The following is a 24,316-nucleotide window of genomic DNA, read 5'->3' as shown; positions in this document are numbered from 1 at the left end:
AAAGATTTTAAGAGTCAGTAATCAATAAAAGTGTCAATAATGCCGTTCGTTCCCACAACTGGTTTTCCATGATGTATTCATGGGGGGCATGAGCTCCGTCACCCGGTGTGCCCAGTCCGTCCAAGGTGGCCGTAAACTGACTGGTCGTGTTTCCGTCAGAGCCGCCACCTGCCGTGGCATCCTCCAAGGGTATTCCCAAAATTTCACCTTGACGTTTTGCCAATTCCCAGAGCTGTTGGTTGCGATGGTTCTTTTCCATCGGTGGTCTTCCAATGCCACCGGTTATTTGTAGTTCAATGTCTTTTAGATGAGGTTTTAAGCCTTGGATTTTTTTTGTGATGTAGGCGCCATCGGATTCCTTGTACACCCGCACATCAATTACCGCAGTACTTTCCGGTGCCACCATGTTGGGGGAAACACCACCTTCAATCATACCAACATTGACCGTAATGCCACGATCAAAATCGTTCATGGCATATAACTTTTGTATCTGGTGCGATAATTCCACGATGGCGTTAATGCCCTTGGTAGGGTCTAACCCCGCGTGTGCTGCCTTGCCCTTGGCTTTAATGGTAAAGCGGCCCAATCCCTTCCGTGCCGTTTTTAGCTTTCCGTCCAATCCCAAAGGTGGTTCCAAGACAAAGGCCCGTTTGGAAATTTTAGCCAATCTTTTGATAACCGTAGTAGATTCCCTACTTCCTATTTCCTCGTCTGAATTGATGAGGATTATTGGTGCCACTTCATGGGAAAGTGCCAAGTCATTGATAATCTTGAGTGCAAAGATCATTTGGGTCAATCCCGATTTCATATCATAGACCCCCGGACCCTTTATTTTGCCATCCTCTTCCAGTAAGGGCATTTGTTTAATTGTTTCCAGCGGCCATACCGTATCACAGTGACCGACCATAAGTTGCAATGGTAGTTTTTTGTTCCTGTTTTTGGGCCTTGCAAAAAGATAACCGCCCGTATGTTTTCCGGGAACATAGATAGTATGGTAGCCCAAACTTGTCAATTTATCTGAGAGTACTTCAAATATTCTTTTTTGGGTATCCTTCTCTCTGGAAGGAGTTTCTAGGGATACCAATTCTTTTAGGAAATGGATCATTTCTTCCTTTTGGGTGTCCAAATACACTTTAATTTCTGTTGCTATATCTGTATTTGTCCTCATATTTTAAAACCTTTTGGAAATGGAAAATTGTAGGTCTCGGCAATGGAAGCGAAGCGTCCATGGGCGATATAGGCCAATAGGGGATGTTGGTTTATCATTTCCTGATCTTCCTTCTCCGTATTGCGGTGGTAATCATGACGCACAAAGGCAGCAATGGTCTTTCCTGTGATAATGCTGTAATCATCAAATCCATCGATTACCTTGAACAGTTCACATTCCAGATATAGATAAGAATGTTCCAAGAACAGGGCATCCACAGCCGTGGCCTTTACCGTGGGCAGGGATGGGATAATGTGTTTTTCGGAACTGCTTTCCCCACATCTGGGGGTAGCACTCAACGATGAAAGAACAATCTGCTCGGGCAACGGAAAACTCACCGTAAATTGCCCTGTCTCCTTTACATTGTGATAGGTTGCATGTTTTGGGGTGCATACGAAACCAAAAAAATTGGAAGATCCAATTGGGGTGGTCATGTGTTTTGGAGCTAGGTCGTACTTGGAACCCTCTTTGGAACCGATGACGACCAAAGGGGCCACGGTAAAGAATTGGTTCCAGATAGGCGTATCCGTGTCCAAGGAAATATAGTGATCTGTCATTATTTTTTTCATGTATGTAATTAAAAGATGGCATTTTCAATTTACGAAACATGAATGGCGGGAAAGATGACAACGGTCAGTATACCAAGCTTTAAGGGGAGGTGTGGCCGGTCAAATACCTGCAATGACATTTTTTAGCTTTTGTGTGACTTCGGAGGCAATTGCCGCTAAATCTTTGTTGCCTACGGCCATCATGGAGGCATTGGGATCTACAGCGGCCACTTCTACAATGCCATTCACTTTCTCCTGTATGATTATGTTACAGGGCAACATGGTCCCGATTTTATCCTCCGCTAACAATGCTTTATGGGCAAACGGTGGGTTACAGGCGCCTAAAATTTTATAGTTATGAAAGTCAACATCCAATTTTTGTTTGAGGGTGGCTTTCATATCAATTTTGGTGAGCACCCCGAAACCTTCATTTTTCAACGCTTCTCTGGTTCGTTGTAATACGGTGTCAAAATCAACATGATGTAGGGTTTTAGTAAAGTAGTAATCCATGGATTTATGTTTTACGCTAAAAGTAGCTTTATCTAAAAGCACTTCCAATGATGCTTGTCAGTTCCCGGTAACGGTGTTAATGCGTATGCACCCTCGTACTCCACCAGAAATAAAAAAAACTAGTGACCTAGGTCATTTCATTTCCCGTTCCATGGGGGTAATTTTGGGTAGAATAAAATATTAATCCTAAAAAATAAATAGTATGACACTTGTAAAATTTAAAAACAGAAGAAGGCCATTCAATAGCCTTATGTCTTCGGACTTTTTTGATATGGATAATTTTTTTGATAACCGCCTAATGGGCAGAAATGTATTTGACTTGGACTTTTGGAATGGTAAGCGAGGTGAGCCTGCCCTGAATATTAAGGAAACCGAGGATCATTTCGAAATTGAACTTGCCGCTCCAGGTTTTTCAAAAAAGGATTTCGAAGTAACCATAGATGATGGCTGTTTGAACATTGCGGCCGAAAAAGAGATATCCAAGGAAGAAAAGGAAAAGGATTATACCCGCAGGGAATTTAGTTATAACTCTTTCGAAAGATCATTGCAACTACCTGATAGCGTAAAGGAAGAAGCAATTAAGGCGCAATACAAGGACGGAATCCTAAGCTTTAACCTTGCTAAAAAAGAAGAGGCCAAGAAAAAGCCGCCAAAAACAATCCAAATTGCATAGACTTTTAAAAGAAAACACTTGCGTATTTTACTATAGTTTATTCTTAAAAACTGCCCCTTGGTCAATTCGTTATAGAGCTAGCTTCCTTCTATAACGGTGTTTTACCAAGGGGCATTGCAATTATTTAATGCTTCCTTTGAGTATACCCATGAAAACCCACTTTAAACAGTGCCAATGAAAAGCCTATGACAGACCAGCCCTATAGTCTCACCATAAAAGAACTGGTTCGGCATTTGAGTACCCATGTAAATCTTGGTTTGACCGATAGGGAGGCCCAAAAGAGACTTGCAATTTATAAGGCCAATATTATTCCTGAAAAAGGAGTGAAAAATAAATGGCAGATTTTTTTAAGTCAGTTCGTAGATCCCATCATTTATATTTTATTGGGCGCCACAATACTGGCAATGGCCTATCGGGACTGGGCAGAGGCAACTGCCATTGTTGTTGTGATTCTCATCACCGTTTCTATAGGTTTTGTTATGGAACAGCAGGCGCTAAGATCATTGGATTCTTTGCGAAAAATAAGTCAGACCCAGGTTTTGCTTATCCGCTCTGGAACCAGGGTAAAAATAAAGGCCACTATGGTGGTACCGGGAGATATTTTACTATTATATCCAGGGGATTTAATTGTTGCAGATGCACGACTCATAGAACAGGATAGTCTTTTGGTAAAGGAATCATCGTTGACTGGCGAAAGTATCTCCCTTGAAAAGCATACCAAGGTCCTGCCAAACAAATTGCCCATAACGGAGCAACATAATATGGTATTCAAAGGAACCATGGTAAGTGGTGGTACAGGAAAGGCCGTTGTGACCGCCACGGGAATAAAGACCCAATTGGGTAAAATCCAAAATTTGGGATTGCAGGCTAAACAGGAACAGACACCTCTAGAGAAAAAGCTGAACCAATTAAGCAAGAGACTTATAGCCTTAACCTTCATATTGACCATACTGATTATTCTTACGGGATATATAAAAGGACAGGATCTTTTTTTGATGTTACAGACGGGAATTGCACTCGCCGTGGCTACCATCCCGGAGGGGCTGCCCATAGTAGCGACCATTGCATTGGCCCGGGGGATGGTACGTTTGTCCAAGAAGCAGGTAATTATCAAAAATTTGGAAGCTGTTGAAGCCTTGGGAGCCACCAATATTATTTGTACGGACAAGACTGGAACGCTAACCGAAGATCGGTTGCAGGTGCATAGCATACAATGGAACAAAGAGAAGGTTTTGGAAGTGGTTCATAAAAATGAGGTGGAGTTTTATGGGCTTTCCCAAGAAATGGCATTCAATGAAATCATGGTGTGCAGTATCTTGTGTAACGACGCTCCATTACAGGATACCAATGGCCCTGCAGATACAGTGGATGTTGCCTTGCTTTCCATGACAAGGAATTGCGGATACGAGCCCATGGCAATTAGGAAAGGATTCGTAGAAGTAGACCAAATTCCTTTTTCTACGGAACGTAAAATGATGGCTACACTAAATAAGGGATCTCATAAGTACGTTACCCATGCCAAAGGGGCTTTTGAGACTATTATAGACCGATGCACTACGGAGCTGAAAGGAACGCAAAAAATTGTTTTGGAAGATAGGGATATCTGGGTGAAACTTGTTGATCAAATGGCTTCCAAGGGACTGCGAACACTTGCTTTTGCCTATAGCGAATGGTCCACCCGCCCAAACGCTGCTCAGATGCTGGAGCAACTTACCTTTTTGGGGATTGTGGGATTCATAGATCCTGCACGTGCCGACGTAAAAGAAACGATTGCCATATACAAAAGGGCGGGGATAAGGGTGGTTATGATCACAGGGGATCACTTGGAGACCGCAAAAAAAATTGCTGGGGATATTGGAATATTGGACAAAAGTGACACCATGAATGGGGCGATGTCAGCCAGCGACCTGGGAGACTTAATGAATATAGACTCCAAAAAGGCATCACAAATATTACATACCAATGTCTTTGCCAGGGTCGTGCCGGAACAGAAGCTCAACCTGGTCAAATTCTTTCAGAAACACGGCAATATAGTAGGTATGATCGGTGATGGTATCAATGATGTCCCAGCCCTTAGAAAAGCCGAAATTGGAATTGCCATGGGACTCAGGGGAACAGAAGCTGCACGGGAGGCGGCTGATATGATACTAAAGAATGATAAATTTACGGCCATTGAGACTGCCATACATCAGGGAAGGGTTATCTATCGGAATATCCGTCAATTTGTGGTCTATTTGCTGTCCAGTAATTTTGCGGAAGTTCTTTCCATAGGCTTGGCGGCCCTGTGGTTATTGCCATCACCATTATTACCGCTTCAGATTTTGTTCCTCAACCTAATCACCGATATTTTTCCGGCACTGGCCTTAGGGTTGGGAAAAGGTGACAAAGGAATCATGTCCTTGTTGCCGAGAAAATCCTTTGAACCTTTAATGACTCCGAATCACTGGTATGCCACACTACTTTATGGTCTGGCTATAAGTACTGGAGTTTTGGGTATTACGGCCTATGGGTATTTTATTCTGGAAGTAACCCCCCAAACAACGAACAACATGGCTTTCTACACCTTAATATTGGCCCAATTGCTAAATATTTTTAACATTCCCAAGGCCGGGGAGTCTTTTTTAAGGAATGAGGTGACCAAAAATTACTGGGTTTGGCTTGCTTTGGTCATATGTCTGTTTTTGGCCTATGCTGCCATCGCTTATAAACCAGTAGCCAATGCATTGTCCATAGTCCCTTTATCCTGGCTTCAATATAAAATAATTATCGTTTTTGCTTTTTCCACCTTGGTCTTGGCACAGCTATTCAAACGTGCCCTTTTTGTCATTAAAAAGGTAGATCTGTAGAAGGTTGGACTTGAGAAGCAATGTCCAGAATTGCATGTTGATGCATTATCCTCCAGGAACTCCTTTTGATGATATTTGTCATTTTAATGTACACCCTTAGGACCTATTTTTGAAAGGATGAAACTAGAATTTCCAATGTTGGGCTTCGTCAGATCTGTTCAAAGGTCTTGGACCCTCTCTTTACGTCGATTTGCATTGGGATACCCCACCATTCAAGACCTTTTGGAAGGTTTGTTAGTATTTAAATCTTATGATAGAGAACCAACTTTTTGAGACCGAATTACTACAGAGCATCTTTGATTCTACCTCGGAGGGAATCTTGGTAACGGACAAAGCGGGGAGGTTCCTCAAAGGAAATAAAGCAGCATTCAATATGCTGGGAATTAATGGAAAAAAGATGGAGCAACAGTATCTTGGAACATTATTATCCCCAAATAGTCAAAAAATATTATCGGGATTATTGGAAAATAAGGATCCCAGGCCAAAAAAGCAACGCCTACAAACCAATAATGGATTTTTGGATATTGAAATTAAATTGATCCATTACAAGAAGGATAGATGTATATTTTTATTAAGGGATATCTCCCTTAACAAGGTCAATCGAAAATCTTTGGAAATGAGGAACATGGCGTTGGAAGCGGCCAGCAATGGAATTGTAATTTCAGATGCCAAAAGCCCGGACCTGCCCATTATATATTGCAATTCAGGACTGGTCAAGATGACCGGGTATTCCAAAAATGAAATTTTAGGGAAAAATTGCCGGTTTTTACAGGCAACCGATAAAGACCAAAAGGAGATCAAGTTCATCAGATCTGCCCTTAAAAATGGCGAACCTTGCCGGGTTGTCCTCCGCAATTACAAGAAGGACGGCACCTTGTTTTGGAACGAGTTGAACATTACCCCGGTATATAACGAGTCCCAAGAGTTATGTTATTTCATTGGAGTCCAAAACGATGTTACCTTGGCCAAACGTGAAGAGCTAAACAAGGACCGGATCCGGGATATTCTGGAACTGATTACAAAAGAACATCCTATAGAGAAGATTGGACAGGAAATACTGGGTGTTATTGAAGAAAACATAGCGCATACCATTCCTTTGATGAGGTTTTTGGACAAGGAACACGAACGCTGGTATCAATTGCCCAATTCTAGTATTCCAAAGGGGATTCTGGAAACCATGGCAAACCTAATATCTGGGACTTTTAGGGATTCCAATGATAAAAAAATCAAGGAAACCGCTCTTGATCTTGCCGAGGATATGGCCCACGCCAAGGTCAATTTAAAATTTCGTACGTGGGCCAAGGATCACGGCATAAAAGGGTATTGGTCATTACCGATTATATCTTCCCAGAACAAGCTTTTGGGAAACCTTCTGCTATTTACGACCCAGAAAATGGAATTGGAACCTATTGAAAAGGAGAACTTGGATTCCATGGTCAAGTTGGTCAGGTTGGCTTTGGACCACCATCAAAATTTTAGGGAACTCCAGCAGAGTAAAAAGAAACTCATGGAGCAGGCCAAGGACCTGGAGGCACGGGTGGTGGAACGCACCAAAGAGGTTACTGCGACCATTCAAAAATTGGTGGAGGTAAATTTATCCCTGGAAGATCAGATCAAGGAAACCAAGGAGGCCGAAGATAAAGCCAAACAAAGTAGGGCCATGCTTTCGGCTATTGCCCAAAACCTTCCCAAGGGGGCTATTGTGGTCTTCAATAGCAATTATGAGATTGTCTACGTGGAGGGGGAAGAGCTAAAACATATTAATTTGGTGAAAGAAGAGGTAGAGGGCAGGTCTATTGATGAAATTCCTTTTTTTTCTGACCACCAGATATCCAAAATTAAACAGGATATTCGGGCCACCTTACAAGGGAAAAGGTTTTCATTTGAAATGGGATTTGAAAAGAAAATCTACGCTGTAAATTCCAGACCCTTATACGATGCCAATCAAGGCCATGTGTTGGCCCTATTTGTATATAATAATATCACGCAGCAAAAAAGAGTGGAACGTGAGATACGTTTTGCCCTTAAAAAAGAACAGGAACTCAATGATCTCAAATCCCGCTTTGTTTCCATGGCATCCCATGAATTTAGGACGCCTTTGAGTGCCATCCTTTCCTCGGCAATATTGATAGACAAACAAAATAATCCCGGGAATGAGGATAAGATTGAAAAATACGTGGAACGTATCAAGTCCAATGTAAAAAGTTTGGTGGTCATTCTTAATGACTTTCTGTCCCTAGATAAACTGGAGGAGGGCAAGGTATTGGTACATCCCCAACTTTTCGATTTGGTGCAGTTTGTAAAAACATTGATAGAGGAAATGGAAACGAATAAAAAAAAGGGCCAGTCCATTTTATTCAGTAGTAAGGAAGAGGGGATTCTGGTATTTGTGGACCCCAAATTACTGAGCCATGTGCTGATCAATCTACTCTCCAACGCTATCAAGTACTCCGAAGATCATCAGGAAATATTACTGAGTTTGGAAAAAAATGGTCCCTCAGTGTTGCTAAAGATTACCGATTTTGGAATAGGGATCCCAATTAAAGAGCAGGAGTTTTTATTTGATCGTTTCTTTCGGGCAGAAAATGTCGTAAATATTCAGGGAACTGGATTGGGGCTTCATATTGTTAGGCAATATGTAGAACTAATGGGAGGGAATGTAAGTTTTAAAAGTGAATTGGGAAAAGAGACCATTTTTACTGTGGAATTACCAACAAATTTGAATGAAAATGAAAACAATACTGATCATAGAGGATAATTTGGATGTCAGGGAGAATATAGCCGACATTTTAAAATTGGAGCGCTATAAGGTGGTCACGGCAGAAAATGGAACTATTGGAATTGGAAAGGCCAAAACCGTAATTCCCGACCTGATCATCTGTGACATTATGATGCCAGGGATAGATGGCTATGAAGTATTGAAAAGAATCAATGAAGATAGCAGCACGGCCGGTATTCCCTTTGTTTTTTTGACGGCAAAGTCAGAAAGATCTGATGTTAGGACCGGAATGAACTTGGGTGCCGATGATTATCTGACCAAGCCATTTGAAGAGAAAGATCTTTTTGAGGCCATAGAATGCCGGCTAAGAAAGAATGATTTCTTGAAAAAGGAAATTGCCAGAAATATTGAAGGGGTCCATACATTTATTAAAGAGGCACAAGAATATGCCGATCTGGAAAGTCTTACCGAAACCCATAAACCGCAGGAATTTGCCAAGAAAGAATTGCTCTATATGGAGGGCAACCCCGCACATACCCTTTATTTTATACAAAGTGGTACGGTAAAGACATTTAAGAGCACCGAATTGGGGAAGGAATTTGTCACTGGTGTCTATAGTTCCGGAAATTTTGTGGGGCAGTTGTCCTTACTGAACAACTCGGGAACCTACGTGGAAACGGCCATGGTTTTGGAAGATGCGGAAATCTACGGTATTCCCAAGGAAGATTTTACAAAGTTGCTCTATGGCAACAATGAGGTCTCTCAAAAATTCATTGCGATGATCTCCAATAATTTAATCAATGTACAGCAGCAATTGGTAAGTATGGCCTTTGCCTCGGTGAGGCAACGAGCGGCCAAAGCCTTATTGGAGCTATATGAAAAAGGGATCATTAAGGATAGGGCCAATAGCGGAGTGGGAATTGCCAGGGAAGATTTTGCAGGGATGATAGGAACGGCCACGGAAACGGCAATACGTACCCTGTCAGATTTTAAGGATGAAGGATTGATTACTACAGATCAAGGGCGAAGAATCATCATTTTGAACAAAGAAGGACTACAACATGTGGCTGAATTCAGCTGATCCACCATTGTTATTCATGGAGCTTTTTCTTTTTGGAGAACCACCTTTTTTTGATATACGGCAATAGGAATACCGGAAGCAACTCTAACATAGCCTTTACGGTTTTGGGAGGATAGAGGCTCGTCTTGGCCTGCTTTAATTGAAGGTTCAACGCTTCCCTGTCTATCTCCCGTTGTAGGTTCAAAATTCTAAGGCGCTTGTCTATTTCAGTGAAGGAACTATAAACGGTTTTCATGGGTCGTCGCAATAAATTTCTGAATATTTTCTAAGTAGGGGACCATTAAGCGTATCTCCAACAATATAAAAATCCAAGGCAAGGAGCACATAAGACAAACCAATCCATAGGAAGCCCATAACGCTATTTTTCTAGGCATCGCCTATGCAATAGGATACGGCTATGGCTACAAACAAAAACGCTAAAAATGCCACTAATCCGATGGCCATCGTTTTTACCAAAGTGGTCACCATGGCCATGGAAATCTAGAACATCTTTAATTTAAAGTGTTCCTCACTATGGTCTATATAGGATATGATGTTCCCATCTACTTCTTTTAGATGATGCCTTACTTCCTCAACTGCCATTATGCCCTATTTCTGGAATTGGGCATTCTTTTTTTTCAGTTCCTCCAGTTTGCGTTCCAGGCCGATTATAATTTCGTCTGCTTTATAGCTCATATTGGAAATAACGTCTTCCAATTTTTCTTCAAAAGCTACTTTTTTGGCATCTGCCGTTTTAGTAAGTTCCTCCTTGGCATGTTTAATTCTTTCAGAAAGGTCATGGGTGGTATCCATGGCTTTTTGCTTTATTTTATGCCTGGTTTCAGAGCCCTTTTCGGGGGCGTACAAAATTCCGATTCCTGCGCCGATGGCTGCCCCTGTCAATAGGGCCCATAAGATATTTTCATTTGAGTTGGACATGATTTTGATTTTTAGGATTAATATTATGATCACTTTAAATCTAGGTGGTAAACAGCATAAACGGAATGATATATATCAGGGAAACAAAATTTAACATTCGGCTGATGCAAATCATTTCAATCCTAGGTCTTCTGGTCTAAATTTAGATGGGCGCTTTTTGAGAAATAGACCCGTTCAATATGGAAAAAGTCATGAAATCGGTTTTTAAAAAAAAGGAAAAAAAATTTTATGTCAGCGCTTTGGACAACTTAAACCAAGTAGAATTGGCAATAGGCATCATTATGGACAGCTCGTCGCCTTCTACTGAATTTTCTATTCTGGGCAAAATGAACGGGGAAGAGTTTGAAAACAAAAAAGTACTGGTAAAAAAGCGAAGGGAATTAAGAGGGTATTGGCATTCCAAATTGAATAAGGAAGTGGATCTCGGTTTTTTTTCACATCCCGAAATAGGGTATGTGTATATCGTAGGTCCCTTGGTTCCCATGTTTTTATACAAAGTGAGCGGTAAAAAATTGGCATCGCTTTCTAGGGGGGTGTATGGAATACTTCGCGGTTTTGGCATCCTTCCCGAGGTCACACTGGATTTTCTTGACAAATTGAACAAAGGTTCTTATTTGATCATATTAAGAGATTATGAAAGTGAAATACCACAATGGGCGATAAAATTGGACCAACTCCATAAAACCGGTTGAAAAGCAATTGTAATGCCTTCTTGCATTTACATGATGAGTGCTATGGGACAATGGTCCGACCCATAGTAATTTTGTAGTATGGAGGCTTGGTTTACCATCCCCGATAAGGATTCACTGACCAATATATAGTCTATTCGCCAGCCCACATCGCGTTCCCTAGATTTGAACCTATAACTCCAATAGGAATACTTTATTTCCGTGGGGTGCATTTTCCGAAAGGTATCTACCAATCCAGAATTGATAAAATTATCCATCCCATCTATTTCTACTTGGGTATAGCCAGCTGTTTTATTGTAGTTCGACTTGTCATTTTTTAGATCAATGGGTCTGTGGGCCACATTAAAATCGCCACAAACGATCACTGGTTTATGTTTTTCCATGGCTTTGATATAATTTAAAAAGTCGGCATCCCACTTTTTACGGTACTCCAGTCGCTCCAATTGCTGTCCGGAATTGGGTACATACACATTTACCACATAGTAATTGGCATATTCTGCACAGAGGACCCGACCTTCATTATCGTGTTCTTCAATGCCCATATCTTTGGTAACGCCCATTGGTTTTTCCCTGCTCAAGATAGCCGTGCCGGAATATCCCTTTTGGGAGGCGGAATTGGTATACAGATAGTAGTTGCTGCAATTGGCCAAGGTTTTTTCTACTTCCAGGTCCTGGGCCTTGGTCTCTTGAAGGCATAGGATATCAGGGTCAAGAGTGTTCAAAGATTCAAAAAAATCCTTTTTGGCAATGGCCCTAATACCATTTACGTTCCAAGAAATGAGCTTCATAGTGCCTTTTTTTGTGATGCCTAAAGATAACCTTTTGCCATAGAAATTCAAGATCCTAGAAACTGAAAGAACAAATCGGTTGCCAATTTTTAGGGAAAAGATAGGTATTCTATGGTTTGGTAAAGAACCAGCAATAATAGATCGTTTTAGGAAATTGAAAGGTTTTTTTCGGCTATGAACCTTCTTATGGAAGCAATAAGATCATGGAGTTCCGAGGGCTTGACTATATAATCATAGGCTCCGAGTTCCAATCCTTTGATGATTTCCTTTTTCTCACTTTTGGCACTAAAAAAGATGACCGGAATGGTTTTGTACTTGGGGTTTTCCCCCAGTTTTTTCAACAAAGTAAAACCGTCCATTTCGGGCATTAGAATATCACATACCACTAGATCCGGAACATGTTGCACCACCTTCCCATAACCTTCCTTTCCATTGGATGCTGTGATGACATGAAAGCCCTCCAACTCCAGTAACTCAGCTGTGTTTTCTCGAATGGCATTACAATCGTCTATGATTAAAATAGTAACCATGGAAAAGAGTTGTTATGGTTTTTGCTAAGAAATTTTTACAGGGGAAGTATTTTAAAAGTAATAAATTTATCGCAAATACTAAGGTTAAACCCAATATATATGCTAGAGGCATACGAACGGGATGGAAATTGCAAATAACGGCCTTTTGATTTTTTAAGACATATGGCCTTAAGGACATGGCCAAACATGTAAGTTCTAGGAAAAAAAATGGATGCCTTGAAATGTTTTATAGTTGTACCGTAAAGGTGCTACCAATATTTTCTTGGCTTGTAAACTCAATAGAACCCTTTAATAGGTCCAAATAGCGTTGAACAATACTGAGCCCCAAGCCGGTACCCGGGATGTCCTCGGCATTTTTGGCTCTAAAGAAGCGTTTGAACAAGAATTGCGAATCCTCCTTTGGGATACCAATGCCCTGGTCCTTGATCTGCAATGTCAAAGAGCCATTATTTTCAACGGTGGTCAGTGCTATATCCTTCTCAGAATATTTTATGGCATTGGACAACAGATTGAGAAGTATGTTACGGAAAATTTTCTTGTCCTGGAGCGTATTTCTTTGGCCACTATGGGTATATGAAATTTTTTGACCTTCCTTTAACATGACTTCCATTTCCCCTATGGTAAAGTTAATGAAATCGGGCAGATCAAAGGTTTCTTTATTTACCCGGACAATACCTTTTTCCAATTTATCCAAGGAAAGGAAATCATCCAAAATACTGATAAAATGTGTTATGGAAGACTTAATGCGGTTGAAGTGTTTTTTCTGTTTTTCAAATTGACCCAGGGCGCCGTATTTTTCAATTAGGATTATGGAAGACAGTACTATGGTGACAGGGGTGCGTAGCTCGTGGGAGGCAATGGAAACAAAGGAACTCTTCATTTCACTGATCTGTTTTTCATTTTCCAGGGCATCACTAAGTTCTTTGGTACGCTCTCCTACCATCGTCTCCAGTTCTTCCATATAACGCTGTTTGGTAGCCTCTTCCTTTTTTCGTTGTGTGATATCCTCCCCAGAAGATAAGGTGCCTATCTGATTACCGCTGTTATCCAAAAGTGCTATATTGGTCCAGCCCATTAGACGCTTTTCACCATTCTTACATTTTACGTAATTCTCCACATAGGGTTTTAGCAACAACTTATTGTTTTGGAAATTTTCATTGGCAGGGTTGACTTTGGTCTCATCTTGACGGATTACAAAGTTCTTGAACCAATTTATTCCAAGGATCTCCACTCTTTTATAGCCCAATAATTCACACCCTTTTTGGTTGATCATCTGTACATTATGATCGGAATCTATCAACAAGAAAACAACTGGGGCCAAATCCAAATACCGCTGAATTTTTTCTTTTTCCAATTGTAGCTCGTCGTGTTGTTTTTTTAAGGCGGCGGCAGCTTTAAGTTCTGTAATGTCCTGTAAGGAAATCCTACAGGTATCGCTACTTTTAGAATAATTGGGTATGGTGCCCTGAAGCAAGGCTGTGAACGTACGGTTATTTCTGTCTTTCATGGTCAGTTCAAAGGACGGCAGGTTTCCATTTTTGAAGGCCTCATTTAAATTAAGAAACAATTTAATGGATTGCCCACTGCTCATGTATGCAGATAGAGGCTTGCCTATTAACAAAGAACGTTCCGGGCCAAGAAGCATACAAGCCGTAAGGTTGATGTTTTTTATGACCCCCTTGTTATCCACCACCAAATAACCAACCGGGGCAAAATCAAACAGGTCCGCATATTGGTCGCGCAGCTCTTCCAAACGGTGCTGGGTCTCCCTCAATTCCTGGTTTTGCATTTCCAGTTCCAATTGGTGCACTTCCAGCTCATGCATCATAACCTTGGCCTTATCCAATGTTAGGTCCTTGGACAATTTGGAAGCATGCCCCAACTTGGCTTCTGCCTTGGTGCGCAAATCATTGCTTTTTGGATGTTCTTTGTTACCCATTATTTTTATTGCCATTAAGATCTAAAAGTTGTTTTTCGGCAACTTTTAGATCTGTTATGTCCATTGAGGTACATGCGATACCAGAAATGACCCCATTTTCCTCTATTGGACGGACCAAAAGATCAAAATATCTGATGCCTCCCCCAATTTTTAGGGCGATGACCTCCCTGCTGGGCTTTCCTGAATCCAAAACTTTCTTTTTCGTCTTGGTAAGCAAAAGGGCATCTTCATCATTGAAAAAATCTTCATCCTTCTTGCCTATCATGCTCCTAAATTCCAAATCCGGATGTACATGGGCCACGCTGGTATATTTAAGATCCTTGTTTTGGGTGTAGACCACTATCTTGGTCATTTCCAACAAATGGTCCAAGTTTTCCTTCGTTTCCCTTAATTGTTCTGCCAGCCTTTTTTCCTCTGAGATATCCACAAAGGTGATCACCACTCCTTCAATTACGTTTTCAGAAGTGCGGTAGGGCATAATCTGCATCAAATACCAAATACCTTCCACACTCTTTACAGATTTTGAAATGGGAGAGAGCTTGTCAAGAACTTTTTTTACATCCCCAACGATCCCGTCATAGATCAGGTTACTGGACAAATGCTCTAAAGGGCGTCCCACATCGCTCTGGATAAGATTGATGATTTTGGACATGGAGGGGGTGAATCGTTTGATATGTAAATTGGAATCCAGGAAAATGGTTCCAATTTCGGTACTGGCCAACAAATTGTTCATATCGTCATAGGCCTGTGCCAGTTCATCAATCTTTCCTTGTAGTTCCGTATTTACCGTAACTATTTCTTCATTGACACTTTGTAGTTCTTCTTTAGAGGTTTCCAGTTCCTCGTTGGTACTCTGTAATTCTTCATTGCTCGATTGCAGTTCCTCATTGGACGATTTTAGCTCCTCGTTGGAAATTTCCAATTGTTCTATGGTGGAACGCAGATATTCCTTGGTCGCGGCCAATTCCTGTTCCAGAGCCAAGAGTTCAGAGGTGTCTTCTGCCTTGACAACCGTAGTTTCCTTATTTGGGTTTACTAGATGTTTGCGGTCTTCAAAGATGACCATCATAAGTGTTTCCTCTGTATCCTCCAGTTGCAATGGCTTAATGCTAAGGTCTATTACCTGGAAAGAATCATTGGTCCTGACTTCTATATCATTGCGCATTTCTGTCTTATTGGTCTTCCGTACCTTGGAGATCAACACCTGGAGCTCGGCCTTTAGGCCTTCCCTGGCCATATCAATAATGTTCAATTTTGCCTCCCCGGGCGAAGGTTGCAGATACTTCCCTGTGTTTCCGGAAAAATACACGGCATCTCCTTTTGCATTTATAATGGCACAGGCGGGGGTATAATTCGAAAGTAAAATATTTTTGGTAAGACTTGCCAGGTTATCCTGTCGATTTCTTTTCAGAATGGGTTTCGCCATAGTTTTTATGGAAGGAGGTTCCTGAAAAAGATGCCCTATATCCGGTATTTGTTCAAGCTTCGCATCCTTATGTTTAAAAATTTTATGTTTCCTGTCCACCACTTCAAATAGGGAGTCGTATTCACCGAGAGATTCAGAACTGCCCAAAAAGAGAATGCCTTCTGGGTTAAGGGCGTAATGAAAAATGGCGAACACTTTTTTTTGAGCCTCTACGTTTAAATAAATTAAAAGATTTCTACAACTGATCATGTCCAGTTTAGAGAAGGGCGGGTCCTTGATGAGATTGTGTTCCGCAAATACAATTTGGTCCCTAATTTCTTTTTTTATCCTGTAGGTCGTGGCATCGCTATAAAAATATTTGGATAAATGTTCAGGACTTACATCCACAGAAATGCTCTGAGGGTATACGCCTTGACGAGCGAAATTAATGGCATTTTCATCTAAATCCGATGCAAAAATTTGGAACTTTATCTTTTTTGATTGCTTTTTAACGGCTTCATCAAACATGATGGCCAACGAATAGGCTTCCTCTCCCGTAGAACATCCGGGGACCCATATTCGGATTGTTTCCCCATCTTCTTTATTCTTGATCAATTGTGGAATTACGATATTTTTTGCAGAATCAAAAGCCTCCTTGTCCCTGAAAAAATTGGTAACGCCTATAAGGAGTTCATTGAATAATTTTAAAATTTCTTCACGATTTTTCTGAAGGTATTTAATGTAAAGCTCCAATTTATCTATCTGGTTCAGTGCCATCCGCTTTTCTATCCTTCGTATGACCGTTGTACTTTTATAATCACTAAAGTTACAACCCGTCTCATTGCGTAATAAAATAAACACCTTTTCAAGAAGCTCTTTGGCGGTAGAGATCTTGTCGGGAAGTTCTTCAGGTTTAAATTTCCTGTTTTTGGCATATTTTAAAAGCAGTTTCGGAATTTCAGCTACGGGCAGGATAAAATCCTGTACTCCCGCCGCAATGGCGCTTCTTGGCATGCCATCATACTTGGCCGTTTCTGGATCTTGGACTATGGAAAGTCCTCCTTGTCCTTTGATATTCTTAAGGCTTAGGGTCCCTTCGGTTCCGGTACCTGATAAGATGATGCCAACAGCCTTTTCCCCTTGGTCCTCGGCCAAAGAGCGAAGGAAAAAATCTATGGGCTTTCTAAAACCTCTGGCCGCTGCAGGTTCCATTAAGTGAAGGATACCATTAAAAATGGCCATATCCTTGTTGGGAGGTATCACATAGACGTGGTTAGGGACTACAAGGGTGTTGTCCTTTACTTCAGATACCTCCATTTCTGTATGGTTTTTAAGCAAATGTACCATGAGGCTCTTGTGTGTAGGGTCTAAATGCTGTACAATAACAAAGGCCATTCCAGGTTTGGCAGGCGTTGCTTTAAAAAATTGCTCCAATGTTTCCAGGCCACCCGCTGAAGCTCCCATCCCCACGATAAGAAATTCTTCTTTTTTTTCATTTTTTGAGGTTTTATTCGGGGAGGTCCCTTTTTTTGGGGAGGATGTGGTCTTGTTTTTGGCCATTTTTTATTAAGATTATCTAATGAAAGCGTATTTCAAAGTTAATTAAACCCCTGAAATGATTTGTAGTAAAGGGGCACTTCTTTTGGGATTCGCTCTTTTGTCTCTCAAGTGCAAATAATGATCTCTAATTGACTTGCTTCTATTTATAGCTATTTGATCAATAACCTGGTGAACCACCTTGTTTAAAAGACCTTGCAATCTAAAATTACGAAACCGGTAATGGTTCTAAAATGACATTGATCAGTGGGCCACCTGCATGGCGTACAGATGGCGGGGGCATCCCTGGGCCATTGAACAATGCACCTTATAGGGGCCATGAATGACCCAAGTCATTTACAATTTTCTATCAAACACTTACTTTGTTGCCTAAATAAAATAGTATGAAAAATTCTAAATCGGGGTTGTTTCTTTTGGTAATGGTGATGTTGTTGGGAAGTTGTGGTCCCGTGGTCATCTCCTCTAGACCCAACCATCCGCCACCTCCCTGGTTTTATCCCAATAGGGTAGAATTGGTACGTTATGTTTATTTTCCGGAGTACCGTATTTATTATGATTTCCACGATAGAACTTATATCTATTGGGATACTGGGGTCTGGCTCAGGGCTTCCGTTTTGCCGCTCCGCTATAGGAACATCAACCTTAGTCGTGCCAGGTATAAAAGGATCAGTAATTTCAGGGGAGACAATATTCAAAGGTACCATAACGATAACCCTTATAGGGGAAGGAGCAATATAGGCAGGAGGAGTAGCAGGGGAAATTGATTCAGATCATTTAAAAGAGCAATTAAAATTTTTGTGGAATGAAAAAATTAGCAGTTTTATTGGTTTTACTGTCCTTGGGCTCTTGTAAGGGGCAGGAAAAAGATCAAAATGCCCCAAAAGAGGCAACGAACGATACTATGGCAATACCCAAAGGACAATGGAATGTCACTCGGCAATTCGATGAATTGGGCAACCTTATCACATATGATTCTATCTACTCATGGTCTTATACCAATGAGGAAGGGGATTCGCTAAAAGTGAATCTGGATAGTATTATGGACAATTTTAAGCGGTATTTTGATGAAATGGAGGCGCCTTTCTTGAGAAGGGATTTTTCATATTTCCCCAAGGCAGATTCTCTTATGAAGAAGGACTTCTTCTCGGAGGATTATATTTTTAGAAATTGGGAAAGTCACCATCCGGAAATGCAACAATTCATGAGGAGAATGGACTCGATCCGCAATCGCTTTCTTAAGGAGTACCACCCGGGCCTCCTTGATTCCAAAAACTGACTTCTTGGTTCATGTTACAGGGTTTAAAACAGAAAAAGGAGGCAGCGCCTCCTTTTTCCTATGAAGAATATCAATCAGTAGGTGTCCAATCTATCCTTTAAACCAAATTATTGCTAAAATGGATCAGAGGTATATGTTGTAACCAACAATATCTATTGCTTCATAATGGTCCATTTTTCTTTACAGAAATACCGACCAATCTTGTATAAAAAAACCAGAACATTTGCATGTTCTGGTTTCCAGAAGATATGTATGTACAATGACCACTTATAGTAAAACCCTTCATCTACCCATCGCTGGGCAAAATTGTGGTCCACAAGGTATACTGACCTAACATACTTCCTAAGTGCTTTGGTATATTGCTACACCAATGCGCCTTTACTTTAATATCATCAAAGAACGTGTTATGTTGTATTGTATGTTTAATACAAAAATAAGTGCCTAAGTGGCCATTTGAAATGACCTGGATCAGTTTCCAAAAATTTAACAATTTTGAACGTTATTGGGTCACAACTTTCTGGATTCATCAGTTGGGTTTACACATCATAGTGTCTTTCCCCTGATTTCTTGATATTGTAGAAAACTACTAATTTTAAATAAAAAAACAAGGACATTTGCATGTCCTTGTTTTCAGAAGTTCACAAGCGTATCGATGTCCGCTTATAGCAAATCCGCAATTCACCATTCCTGGATCACATACAGTATCGCAAGGTAAAACGATGCTACGTTTACTTCCTAAGTGCCTGGTATATTGCTACACCAATGCGCCTTTATCTAAATATCATCAAAGAACGTTTTATTTTATATTCTAAGTAAAATACAAAATTAAGTACCTGAGTGGCCATTTGAAATGATCTGGATCAGTATATAAAAATTTAACAGTCATGAAAGAAACCGGGAATTTTATGTCCCGGTTCTTTAGGAGGAAAAGATAGGCTGTGAACGCTATTTATAGCATACGCCCATTACATTTGGGCCAACACCAGAAACTAGCTGATTAGCTTATCTTTATCCTCCTTTATACAGGCAAAGGATTCCCCCAAAACCTTTGCCCGTAAATTTCAAATAACTTGCTTTTTTAGAACATTGCTAAAATATTCCATTGCTTGGTGCCATAAAATGATTTATATCAGTTCTATGTTTTTTTAAGTGTCTTGGTATGGGACTTCACCCATCCATAGAGTTCATTTACGTCTTTTTGCTGACAAAGTTCTCCATCTTCCCTTATCGTCGCGGCCGTGCCACAGGCTACCCCATATTGGGCCATTTCCAAAAATGACTTGCCTTGAACACACCCCAGCGTCATTCCGGCCACCATACTGTCTCCTGCCCCGATCCTGTTTTTCTGATGTACCATGGGAGCCGGTATAAAAATACATTGGCCCTGTGTCACTAATAGGGCGCCTTTGGCCCCCATGGAAACGACCATCAATTCACAGGAATGGTCAGCCATAAAACGCAGGGCCAATCCTTCCAGTTCATCATAAGGGATAAAGGACATTCCCAAAAGGGCACTTAATTCTCCCAAATTGGGTTTAAGAAGAAAAATGGGACTTGTAATGGCCGCTTTGAGCCCTTCCCCCTTGGTGTCCAATATAAATTTGGCGCCCTTCTCCCGGGCAATGGCCGCGATCTGCGCAAAATAGTCTGTGGGTATACCGGGAGGTAATTTTCCACTGGCCACTAGAAAATCTCCCTGTTTCAATTGTGCTTCCAGGATGCTTATACTCGATTTCCATTCCTGATCGGAAACGAAGGCCCCGGGAACTCCAAACCGATATTGCGTATTGTTCTTAATTTCTGTGACCGATAAATTTTCCCTGGTCCTTCCTTCTTGTTGGATGACCTTTTGACCAATGCCACGCGACGCCATTAATTGTTGCATATGTAAGCCGGAAGCTCCTCCCGCCAGATAAATTGCGGTCGTTTCCCCTCCGAGGTTCTGGATGGCCCTAGATACATTGATACCCCCGCCTCCCGGGAAATACTTAGGGGCCGTGCACCGTAATTTCCGATTTGGCACCAATAGGTCTACCGTAGTGGTCTTGTCCACTACAGGATTTACGGTTAATGTGATAATCTGTGCCATAAGATGGGCGCTGTAATTAATAGAACTCCACTATCTACGGGTGGAGCGTTTTTTCCTCATTGGGCAACAGGCCCTTTTCTGCCCTGTTCATATTCTCTATTCCCTGTAAAAGGGCATCGGGGTTATAGGATATACTGTCTATTTCTTCCCTCACCAAAAAATCTGCAAATGCGGGAAAATCACTGGGTGCCTGTCCACATAATCCTATTTTTGTATTGGTTTTCCGGGCTGCAGCGATGGCCATGGATAACAGTCTCTTTACGGCCAAATTGTTTTCATCAAAAAGGTGGGCCAATAGGTCGGAATCCCTGTCCACACCCAAAGTAAGCTGGGTGAGGTCATTGGATCCTATGGAAAAACCATCAAAAATGGCTGCAAATTCTTCGGCCAGCAGCACGTTGCTCGGAATTTCTACCATGGTATAGATTTCCAATCCCTGATGTCCTCTTGTTAAACCGTTATCTTCCATAAGGGCAATTACCTTTTTGCCTTCTTCCAAGGTTCTGCAAAATGGGACCATTACCTTGAGGTTGGTCAGCCCCATGGTTTCACGAACTTTCTTAATGGCGGCACATTCTAGGGCAAACCCTTCTTTGTACAATGGGCTGTAATATCTGGCTGCACCCCTAAAGCCCAACATGGGGTTCTCTTCTTTGGGCTCAAAGTCACTTCCACCAATAAGGTTGGCATATTCATTGGTCTTGAAATCACTGAGCCTCACGATTACCTCTTTGGGATAAAAGGCTGCAGCAATGGTGGCTATGCCCTGTGCCAGGGTATCTATAAAATATGCTGATTTGTTGGCAATCCCCTTGGTGATCACCTCAATATTTTTTTTAAGGGTTCCCTCTTTCAGTCTATGGTATGTTACCAAGGCCATAGGGTGAATTTTTACCATATGGGCAATGATGAATTCCATCCGCAATAGCCCAACCCCATGGTTGGGGTAGAAGGAAAGGGGAAAGGCCAGGTCTGGATCTGCCAAGATCAGTTTAGCTTCGGTTTTGGGAAGACTTATTTGTGAAAAGTCGATCTCTTTCTCCTTAAATGCCAGTGTACCTTCATAAATATATCCTGTTTTTCCTTGGGCGCAGGTCAGGGTGATATGGCTCTTGTTCTTAATATTGGCAGTGGCGTTACCGCACCCCACAATGGCAGGTACCCCCAGTTCCCTTGCTACTATGGCGGCATGGCTGGTTCTTCCGCCCTTATTGGTGATAATGCCACCTACCTGTTTTAACAAAGGGTCCCAGTCCGGAGTAATGGTATCGGTCACTATAATGGTATTCTTATCCAATATGCCCGCATCTCCTGGAGTGTTCAATAGGGCTGTGGTGCCTACTTTGACCTTGGTGCCAACCGCATTCCCTTGGGCCAAAATTTTGCCTGTTTCCAGTAATTGATAGGAGATATGGATATTTTTATTTTTGGTTTGGTGTACCGTTTCCGGCCGCGCCTGAATAATAAAAAGTTCATGGGTACGTCCGTCTTTTGCCCATTCTATATCCATGGGTTTTTGATAGTGCTCTTCAATGAGTAGGGACCATTGTGACAATAGTATGATTTCCTCATCCGACAGTATGTAGCTGTCCCTTTTTTCAGGAGGGGTTTCTCTGTTGGTGGTCGTTTCCTCTGCATTGGCAGGGGCGTAGACCAAGGTCAATCTTTTGTCGCCCATTTTCTTTTGGATAATGGGGAACTTGCCTTGGCGCAGGGTAGGTTTGAAAATGTAAAATTCATCGGGATTTACAAGTCCTTGCACAATGTTTTCCCCTAGGCCCCAAACGCCGGAGAGGAGCATGACATTTTCGAAGCCCGATTCCGGTTCAATGGTAAAGCCAACCCCCGAGCAACCCAAATCGGCACGGACCATAAGCTGAACCCCTACCGAAAGTGCAATATCATGATGGGCAAAACCTTTGTCTTCCCTGTATTTTATGGCCCTATCTGTATATAGGGAGGCAAAACACTTCTTGACGGCCTTTACGACCTCCTTGCCCCCTGCTATATTCAAAAAAGTATCGTGCTGTCCCGCAAAACTGGCATCGGGCAGGTCCTCGGCAGTGGCGCTGCTTCGTACGGCAACCGCCAGTAAGGATTCACCGCAGAGTTGTTGATAGGCAACGGTTATTGCATGGGTAAACTCCGGAGAAAAGGTCCCATTCAAAATTAGTGTCCTTGCTTTTTTACCGATGGTTCCCAAATTGGCAAATTGGGATCTATCCAGTTGCCCCATTAACTCCTGTAAGCTGTATTTGATGTTGTTCTCCTCCAAAAATTGCCAGAAAGCAGCTGAGGTTGTTGCAAAACCATTGGGTGCCCTCACGCCCTTGGAAGTCAGTTGGTTGTAGAGCTCCCCCAAAGAGGCGTTTTTTCCTCCAACCTTAGCGATGTCCGCTATCCCGAGCTCGTTGAATTCTTTAATGAACATGAGTGTCTTTTATGGATACCATCAAAAGTAGGGGTAGCTCTTTTGATATCACATGATAAAGGTCAGGAGGAGACAGGGGAGGCTTTGAACTATATATTTTTTCATCGTTCCAAGAAGTATGATTTATATCATAGTTTTCTATGGAAGGGTTAAATACCTTGTTAAGGTTAAGTTATACTAAACAGTAACCATAATTTTTTAAATCCACGTATTATGTCCGTATTAAAAGTGATCGAAATCCTGGGGAACTCTAAAACGAGTTTTGAAGATGCCGTACAGAATGTCATCAATGAGGCGTCCAAAACGGTAAAGGATATTAAATCTGTTTATATCCAGGATATGCAGGTTTCCGTCAAGGATAACAAGATTTCCGAATATCGTGTCAACACCAAAGTTACTTTCGGTATCAAGAATTAGTCAAATTACGGTATTTGGACCAAGCGCATCAAAGACTTCTTTTTTTGATGCGCTTTTTTTTAAGCTTGATGGACAGCTTCTTCCAAAATGGCGATCGCCTCAGCATCGGATATTTGATGGAAATGCTGATAGAATTGCCCCACAGCGTGAAAGTTAAAGGGGGCAAGTAGGCAGATGACCTCGTCTATAAAGGGAGAGGCTTCCAGTTTGGGGACTGCCGATTTTGGGGCCACGGGAATGGCCACAATAGTTTTTTTTGGTTTTTGGTCGTGTATGAGTTCGGCCGTTACCAGAATGGTATTCCCCGTGGCTATCCCATCATCCACAATGATCACCACCTTGTCTTGAAGGGGCTCAGGTTTTCTATTTCTATAATACTGCTCATGCCGTTTTTTTAATTTCTCCCGGATCTTGGCCGTTTCTTTCTGTATATATCCTTTTTCAACTTCCGCCGCATCACTAAGTATGCTATGTTCCATACTCACTGCCCCAATGGCATATTCTTTATTATAGGGATGCCCTATTTTTTTGGATAGCGCCACATCCAAAGGAGCATTTAATGATTTTGCGACGATAGACCCCAATGGGAGTCCACCCCTAGGAATGGCAAGTACAACAACGTCTTTGTCTTTGTGGTCCTTTAGCTTAGCCGCTAACTGAAGTCCGGCATCTATACGATCTTTAAACATAATT

The 24,316-nt window shown here is 41.6% G+C and carries 20 protein-coding genes; 8 read left to right on the top strand and 12 right to left on the bottom strand.

Annotated features, from left to right (window positions below; translation table 11 throughout):
* Positions 1–7: 7 nt before the first annotated feature.
* From WAA86_RS08950 to WAA86_RS08940, 3 genes are all read right to left on the bottom strand, one after another.
* Positions 8–1,168 (bottom strand): M20 family metallopeptidase, encoded by a 1,161-nt coding sequence (locus WAA86_RS08950; RefSeq protein WP_337300663.1) that lies wholly within the window; start codon positions 1,166–1,168, stop codon positions 8–10.
* A complete protein-coding gene (locus WAA86_RS08945) occupies positions 1,165–1,776 on the bottom strand; it encodes a flavin reductase (protein WP_337300662.1) in 612 nt (203 codons plus the stop codon). Before WAA86_RS08945 ends, WAA86_RS08950 begins: the two co-directional genes overlap by 4 nt.
* Positions 1,777–1,875: 99 nt before the next feature.
* Positions 1,876–2,265 (bottom strand): DUF302 domain-containing protein, encoded by a 390-nt coding sequence (locus WAA86_RS08940; protein WP_337300661.1) that lies wholly within the window; start codon positions 2,263–2,265, stop codon positions 1,876–1,878.
* A 202-nt stretch (positions 2,266–2,467) separates the two neighbouring features.
* Between WAA86_RS08940 and WAA86_RS08935 the strand changes: the two genes are divergently transcribed.
* The 4 genes from WAA86_RS08935 (at position 2,468) to WAA86_RS08920 (ending at position 9,584) form a co-directional block, all read left to right on the top strand.
* Positions 2,468–2,938, top strand: coding sequence for an Hsp20/alpha crystallin family protein (locus WAA86_RS08935; RefSeq protein ID WP_337300660.1), 471 nt, complete (start codon positions 2,468–2,470; stop codon positions 2,936–2,938).
* Positions 2,939–3,123: 185 nt separating this feature from the next.
* Positions 3,124–5,784 (top strand): cation-translocating P-type ATPase, encoded by a 2,661-nt coding sequence (locus WAA86_RS08930; protein WP_337300659.1) that lies wholly within the window; start codon positions 3,124–3,126, stop codon positions 5,782–5,784.
* A 250-nt stretch (positions 5,785–6,034) separates the two neighbouring features.
* On the top strand, positions 6,035–8,542 hold the full coding sequence (locus tag WAA86_RS08925) for a PAS domain-containing protein (RefSeq protein ID WP_337300658.1): 2,508 nt from the start codon (positions 6,035–6,037) through the stop codon (positions 8,540–8,542).
* The gene (locus tag WAA86_RS08920; RefSeq protein ID WP_337300657.1) at positions 8,514–9,584 is read left to right on the top strand and encodes a response regulator; all 1,071 of its coding nucleotides are present in this window, start codon (positions 8,514–8,516) and stop codon (positions 9,582–9,584) included. The genes WAA86_RS08925 and WAA86_RS08920 overlap by 29 nt, the downstream gene beginning before the upstream one ends.
* Positions 9,585–9,594: 10 nt before the next feature.
* On the opposite strand, the gene WAA86_RS08915 is transcribed toward WAA86_RS08920, so the two are convergent.
* Both WAA86_RS08915 and WAA86_RS08910 read right to left on the bottom strand, forming a co-directional pair.
* Complete coding sequence (locus WAA86_RS08915) at positions 9,595–9,819, bottom strand: DUF6327 family protein (protein ID WP_337300656.1); 225 nt, start codon at positions 9,817–9,819, stop codon at positions 9,595–9,597.
* A gap of 353 nt (positions 9,820–10,172) precedes the next feature.
* Positions 10,173–10,502: a YtxH domain-containing protein gene (locus tag WAA86_RS08910; RefSeq protein ID WP_337300655.1), complete on the bottom strand. Its 330-nt coding sequence runs from the start codon at positions 10,500–10,502 to the stop codon at positions 10,173–10,175.
* Positions 10,503–10,681: 179 nt separating this feature from the next.
* Here WAA86_RS08910 and WAA86_RS08905 point away from each other — a divergent pair, with 179 nt between their 5' ends.
* On the top strand, positions 10,682–11,194 hold the full coding sequence (locus tag WAA86_RS08905) for a hypothetical protein (protein ID WP_337300654.1): 513 nt from the start codon (positions 10,682–10,684) through the stop codon (positions 11,192–11,194).
* 26 nt (positions 11,195–11,220) lie between these two features.
* Here WAA86_RS08905 and WAA86_RS08900 read toward each other — a convergent pair whose 3' ends face one another.
* The 4 genes from WAA86_RS08900 to WAA86_RS08885 form a co-directional block, all read right to left on the bottom strand.
* Positions 11,221–11,979: an exodeoxyribonuclease III gene (locus WAA86_RS08900; protein ID WP_337300653.1), complete on the bottom strand. Its 759-nt coding sequence runs from the start codon at positions 11,977–11,979 to the stop codon at positions 11,221–11,223.
* Positions 11,980–12,125: 146 nt separating this feature from the next.
* Positions 12,126–12,509, bottom strand: a complete 384-nt coding sequence (locus WAA86_RS08895; protein WP_337300652.1) for a response regulator transcription factor — start codon at positions 12,507–12,509, stop codon at positions 12,126–12,128.
* A 226-nt stretch (positions 12,510–12,735) separates the two neighbouring features.
* On the bottom strand, positions 12,736–14,463 hold the full coding sequence (locus WAA86_RS08890; RefSeq protein WP_337300651.1) for a sensor histidine kinase: 1,728 nt from the start codon (positions 14,461–14,463) through the stop codon (positions 12,736–12,738).
* A complete protein-coding gene (locus WAA86_RS08885; protein WP_337300650.1) occupies positions 14,441–17,413 on the bottom strand; it encodes a CheR family methyltransferase in 2,973 nt (990 codons plus the stop codon). Before WAA86_RS08885 ends, WAA86_RS08890 begins: the two co-directional genes overlap by 23 nt.
* A 380-nt stretch (positions 17,414–17,793) precedes the next feature.
* On the opposite strand from WAA86_RS08885, the gene WAA86_RS08880 reads away from it, so the two are divergent.
* Together WAA86_RS08880 and WAA86_RS08875 are read left to right on the top strand one after the other, a co-directional pair.
* Positions 17,794–18,174 carry a hypothetical protein gene (locus tag WAA86_RS08880; RefSeq protein ID WP_337300649.1) on the top strand — a complete coding sequence of 127 codons (381 nt, stop codon included), beginning with the start codon at positions 17,794–17,796 and terminating at the stop codon, positions 18,172–18,174.
* A gap of 38 nt (positions 18,175–18,212) precedes the next feature.
* Positions 18,213–18,686 (top strand): hypothetical protein, encoded by a 474-nt coding sequence (locus WAA86_RS08875; RefSeq protein WP_337300648.1) that lies wholly within the window; start codon positions 18,213–18,215, stop codon positions 18,684–18,686.
* Between the two features lie 1,135 nt (positions 18,687–19,821).
* Here WAA86_RS08875 and WAA86_RS08870 read toward each other — a convergent pair.
* The gene (locus WAA86_RS08870; RefSeq protein WP_337300647.1) at positions 19,822–20,775 is read right to left on the bottom strand and encodes a 1-phosphofructokinase family hexose kinase; all 954 of its coding nucleotides are present in this window, start codon (positions 20,773–20,775) and stop codon (positions 19,822–19,824) included.
* Positions 20,776–20,809: 34 nt separating this feature from the next.
* Complete coding sequence (gene ppsA / locus WAA86_RS08865) at positions 20,810–23,206, bottom strand: phosphoenolpyruvate synthase (protein ID WP_337300646.1); 2,397 nt, start codon at positions 23,204–23,206, stop codon at positions 20,810–20,812.
* 213 nt (positions 23,207–23,419) lie between these two features.
* Between ppsA and WAA86_RS08860 the strand changes: the two genes are divergently transcribed.
* Complete coding sequence (locus tag WAA86_RS08860) at positions 23,420–23,623, top strand: dodecin family protein (protein ID WP_337300645.1); 204 nt, start codon at positions 23,420–23,422, stop codon at positions 23,621–23,623.
* A 59-nt stretch (positions 23,624–23,682) separates the two neighbouring features.
* On the opposite strand, the gene WAA86_RS08855 is transcribed toward WAA86_RS08860, so the two are convergent.
* Positions 23,683–24,312 (bottom strand): phosphoribosyltransferase, encoded by a 630-nt coding sequence (locus WAA86_RS08855; protein WP_337300644.1) that lies wholly within the window; start codon positions 24,310–24,312, stop codon positions 23,683–23,685.
* Between the last annotated feature and the right edge of the window lie 4 nt (positions 24,313–24,316).

Source organism: Sediminicola sp. 1XM1-17 (assembly GCF_037203765.1).
GTDB lineage: Bacteria > Bacteroidota > Bacteroidia > Flavobacteriales > Flavobacteriaceae > Sediminicola.
The sequence above is the reverse complement of the archived record's forward strand: the minus strand, read 5'-3'. Positions and strand labels throughout refer to the sequence as shown.

Excerpts from the sequence above, each read along its gene's own strand:
- WAA86_RS08885 (WP_337300650.1), bottom strand. The coding sequence starts at position 17,413 with ATGGCCAAAAACAAGACCACATCCTCCCCAAAAAAAGGGACCTCCCCG.
- WAA86_RS08930 (WP_337300659.1), top strand. The coding sequence starts at position 3,124 with ATGACAGACCAGCCCTATAGTCTCACCATAAAAGAACTGGTTCGGCAT.
- WAA86_RS08860 (WP_337300645.1), top strand. The coding sequence starts at position 23,420 with ATGTCCGTATTAAAAGTGATCGAAATCCTGGGGAACTCTAAAACGAGT.
- WAA86_RS08895 (WP_337300652.1), bottom strand. The coding sequence starts at position 12,509 with ATGGTTACTATTTTAATCATAGACGATTGTAATGCCATTCGAGAAAAC.
- WAA86_RS08890 (WP_337300651.1), bottom strand. The coding sequence starts at position 14,463 with ATGGCAATAAAAATAATGGGTAACAAAGAACATCCAAAAAGCAATGAT.
- WAA86_RS08935 (WP_337300660.1), top strand. The coding sequence starts at position 2,468 with ATGACACTTGTAAAATTTAAAAACAGAAGAAGGCCATTCAATAGCCTT.
- WAA86_RS08950 (WP_337300663.1), bottom strand. The coding sequence starts at position 1,168 with ATGAGGACAAATACAGATATAGCAACAGAAATTAAAGTGTATTTGGAC.
- WAA86_RS08870 (WP_337300647.1), bottom strand. The coding sequence starts at position 20,775 with ATGGCACAGATTATCACATTAACCGTAAATCCTGTAGTGGACAAGACC.
- WAA86_RS08880 (WP_337300649.1), top strand. The coding sequence starts at position 17,794 with ATGAAAAATTCTAAATCGGGGTTGTTTCTTTTGGTAATGGTGATGTTG.
- WAA86_RS08945 (WP_337300662.1), bottom strand. The coding sequence starts at position 1,776 with ATGAAAAAAATAATGACAGATCACTATATTTCCTTGGACACGGATACG.
- WAA86_RS08905 (WP_337300654.1), top strand. The coding sequence starts at position 10,682 with ATGGAAAAAGTCATGAAATCGGTTTTTAAAAAAAAGGAAAAAAAATTT.
- WAA86_RS08855 (WP_337300644.1), bottom strand. The coding sequence starts at position 24,312 with ATGTTTAAAGATCGTATAGATGCCGGACTTCAGTTAGCGGCTAAGCTA.
- WAA86_RS08940 (WP_337300661.1), bottom strand. The coding sequence starts at position 2,265 with ATGGATTACTACTTTACTAAAACCCTACATCATGTTGATTTTGACACC.
- ppsA (WP_337300646.1), bottom strand. The coding sequence starts at position 23,206 with ATGTTCATTAAAGAATTCAACGAGCTCGGGATAGCGGACATCGCTAAG.
- WAA86_RS08920 (WP_337300657.1), top strand. The coding sequence starts at position 8,514 with ATGAAAACAATACTGATCATAGAGGATAATTTGGATGTCAGGGAGAAT.
- WAA86_RS08915 (WP_337300656.1), bottom strand. The coding sequence starts at position 9,819 with ATGAAAACCGTTTATAGTTCCTTCACTGAAATAGACAAGCGCCTTAGA.
- WAA86_RS08875 (WP_337300648.1), top strand. The coding sequence starts at position 18,213 with ATGAAAAAATTAGCAGTTTTATTGGTTTTACTGTCCTTGGGCTCTTGT.
- WAA86_RS08910 (WP_337300655.1), bottom strand. The coding sequence starts at position 10,502 with ATGTCCAACTCAAATGAAAATATCTTATGGGCCCTATTGACAGGGGCA.
- WAA86_RS08925 (WP_337300658.1), top strand. The coding sequence starts at position 6,035 with ATGATAGAGAACCAACTTTTTGAGACCGAATTACTACAGAGCATCTTT.
- WAA86_RS08900 (WP_337300653.1), bottom strand. The coding sequence starts at position 11,979 with ATGAAGCTCATTTCTTGGAACGTAAATGGTATTAGGGCCATTGCCAAA.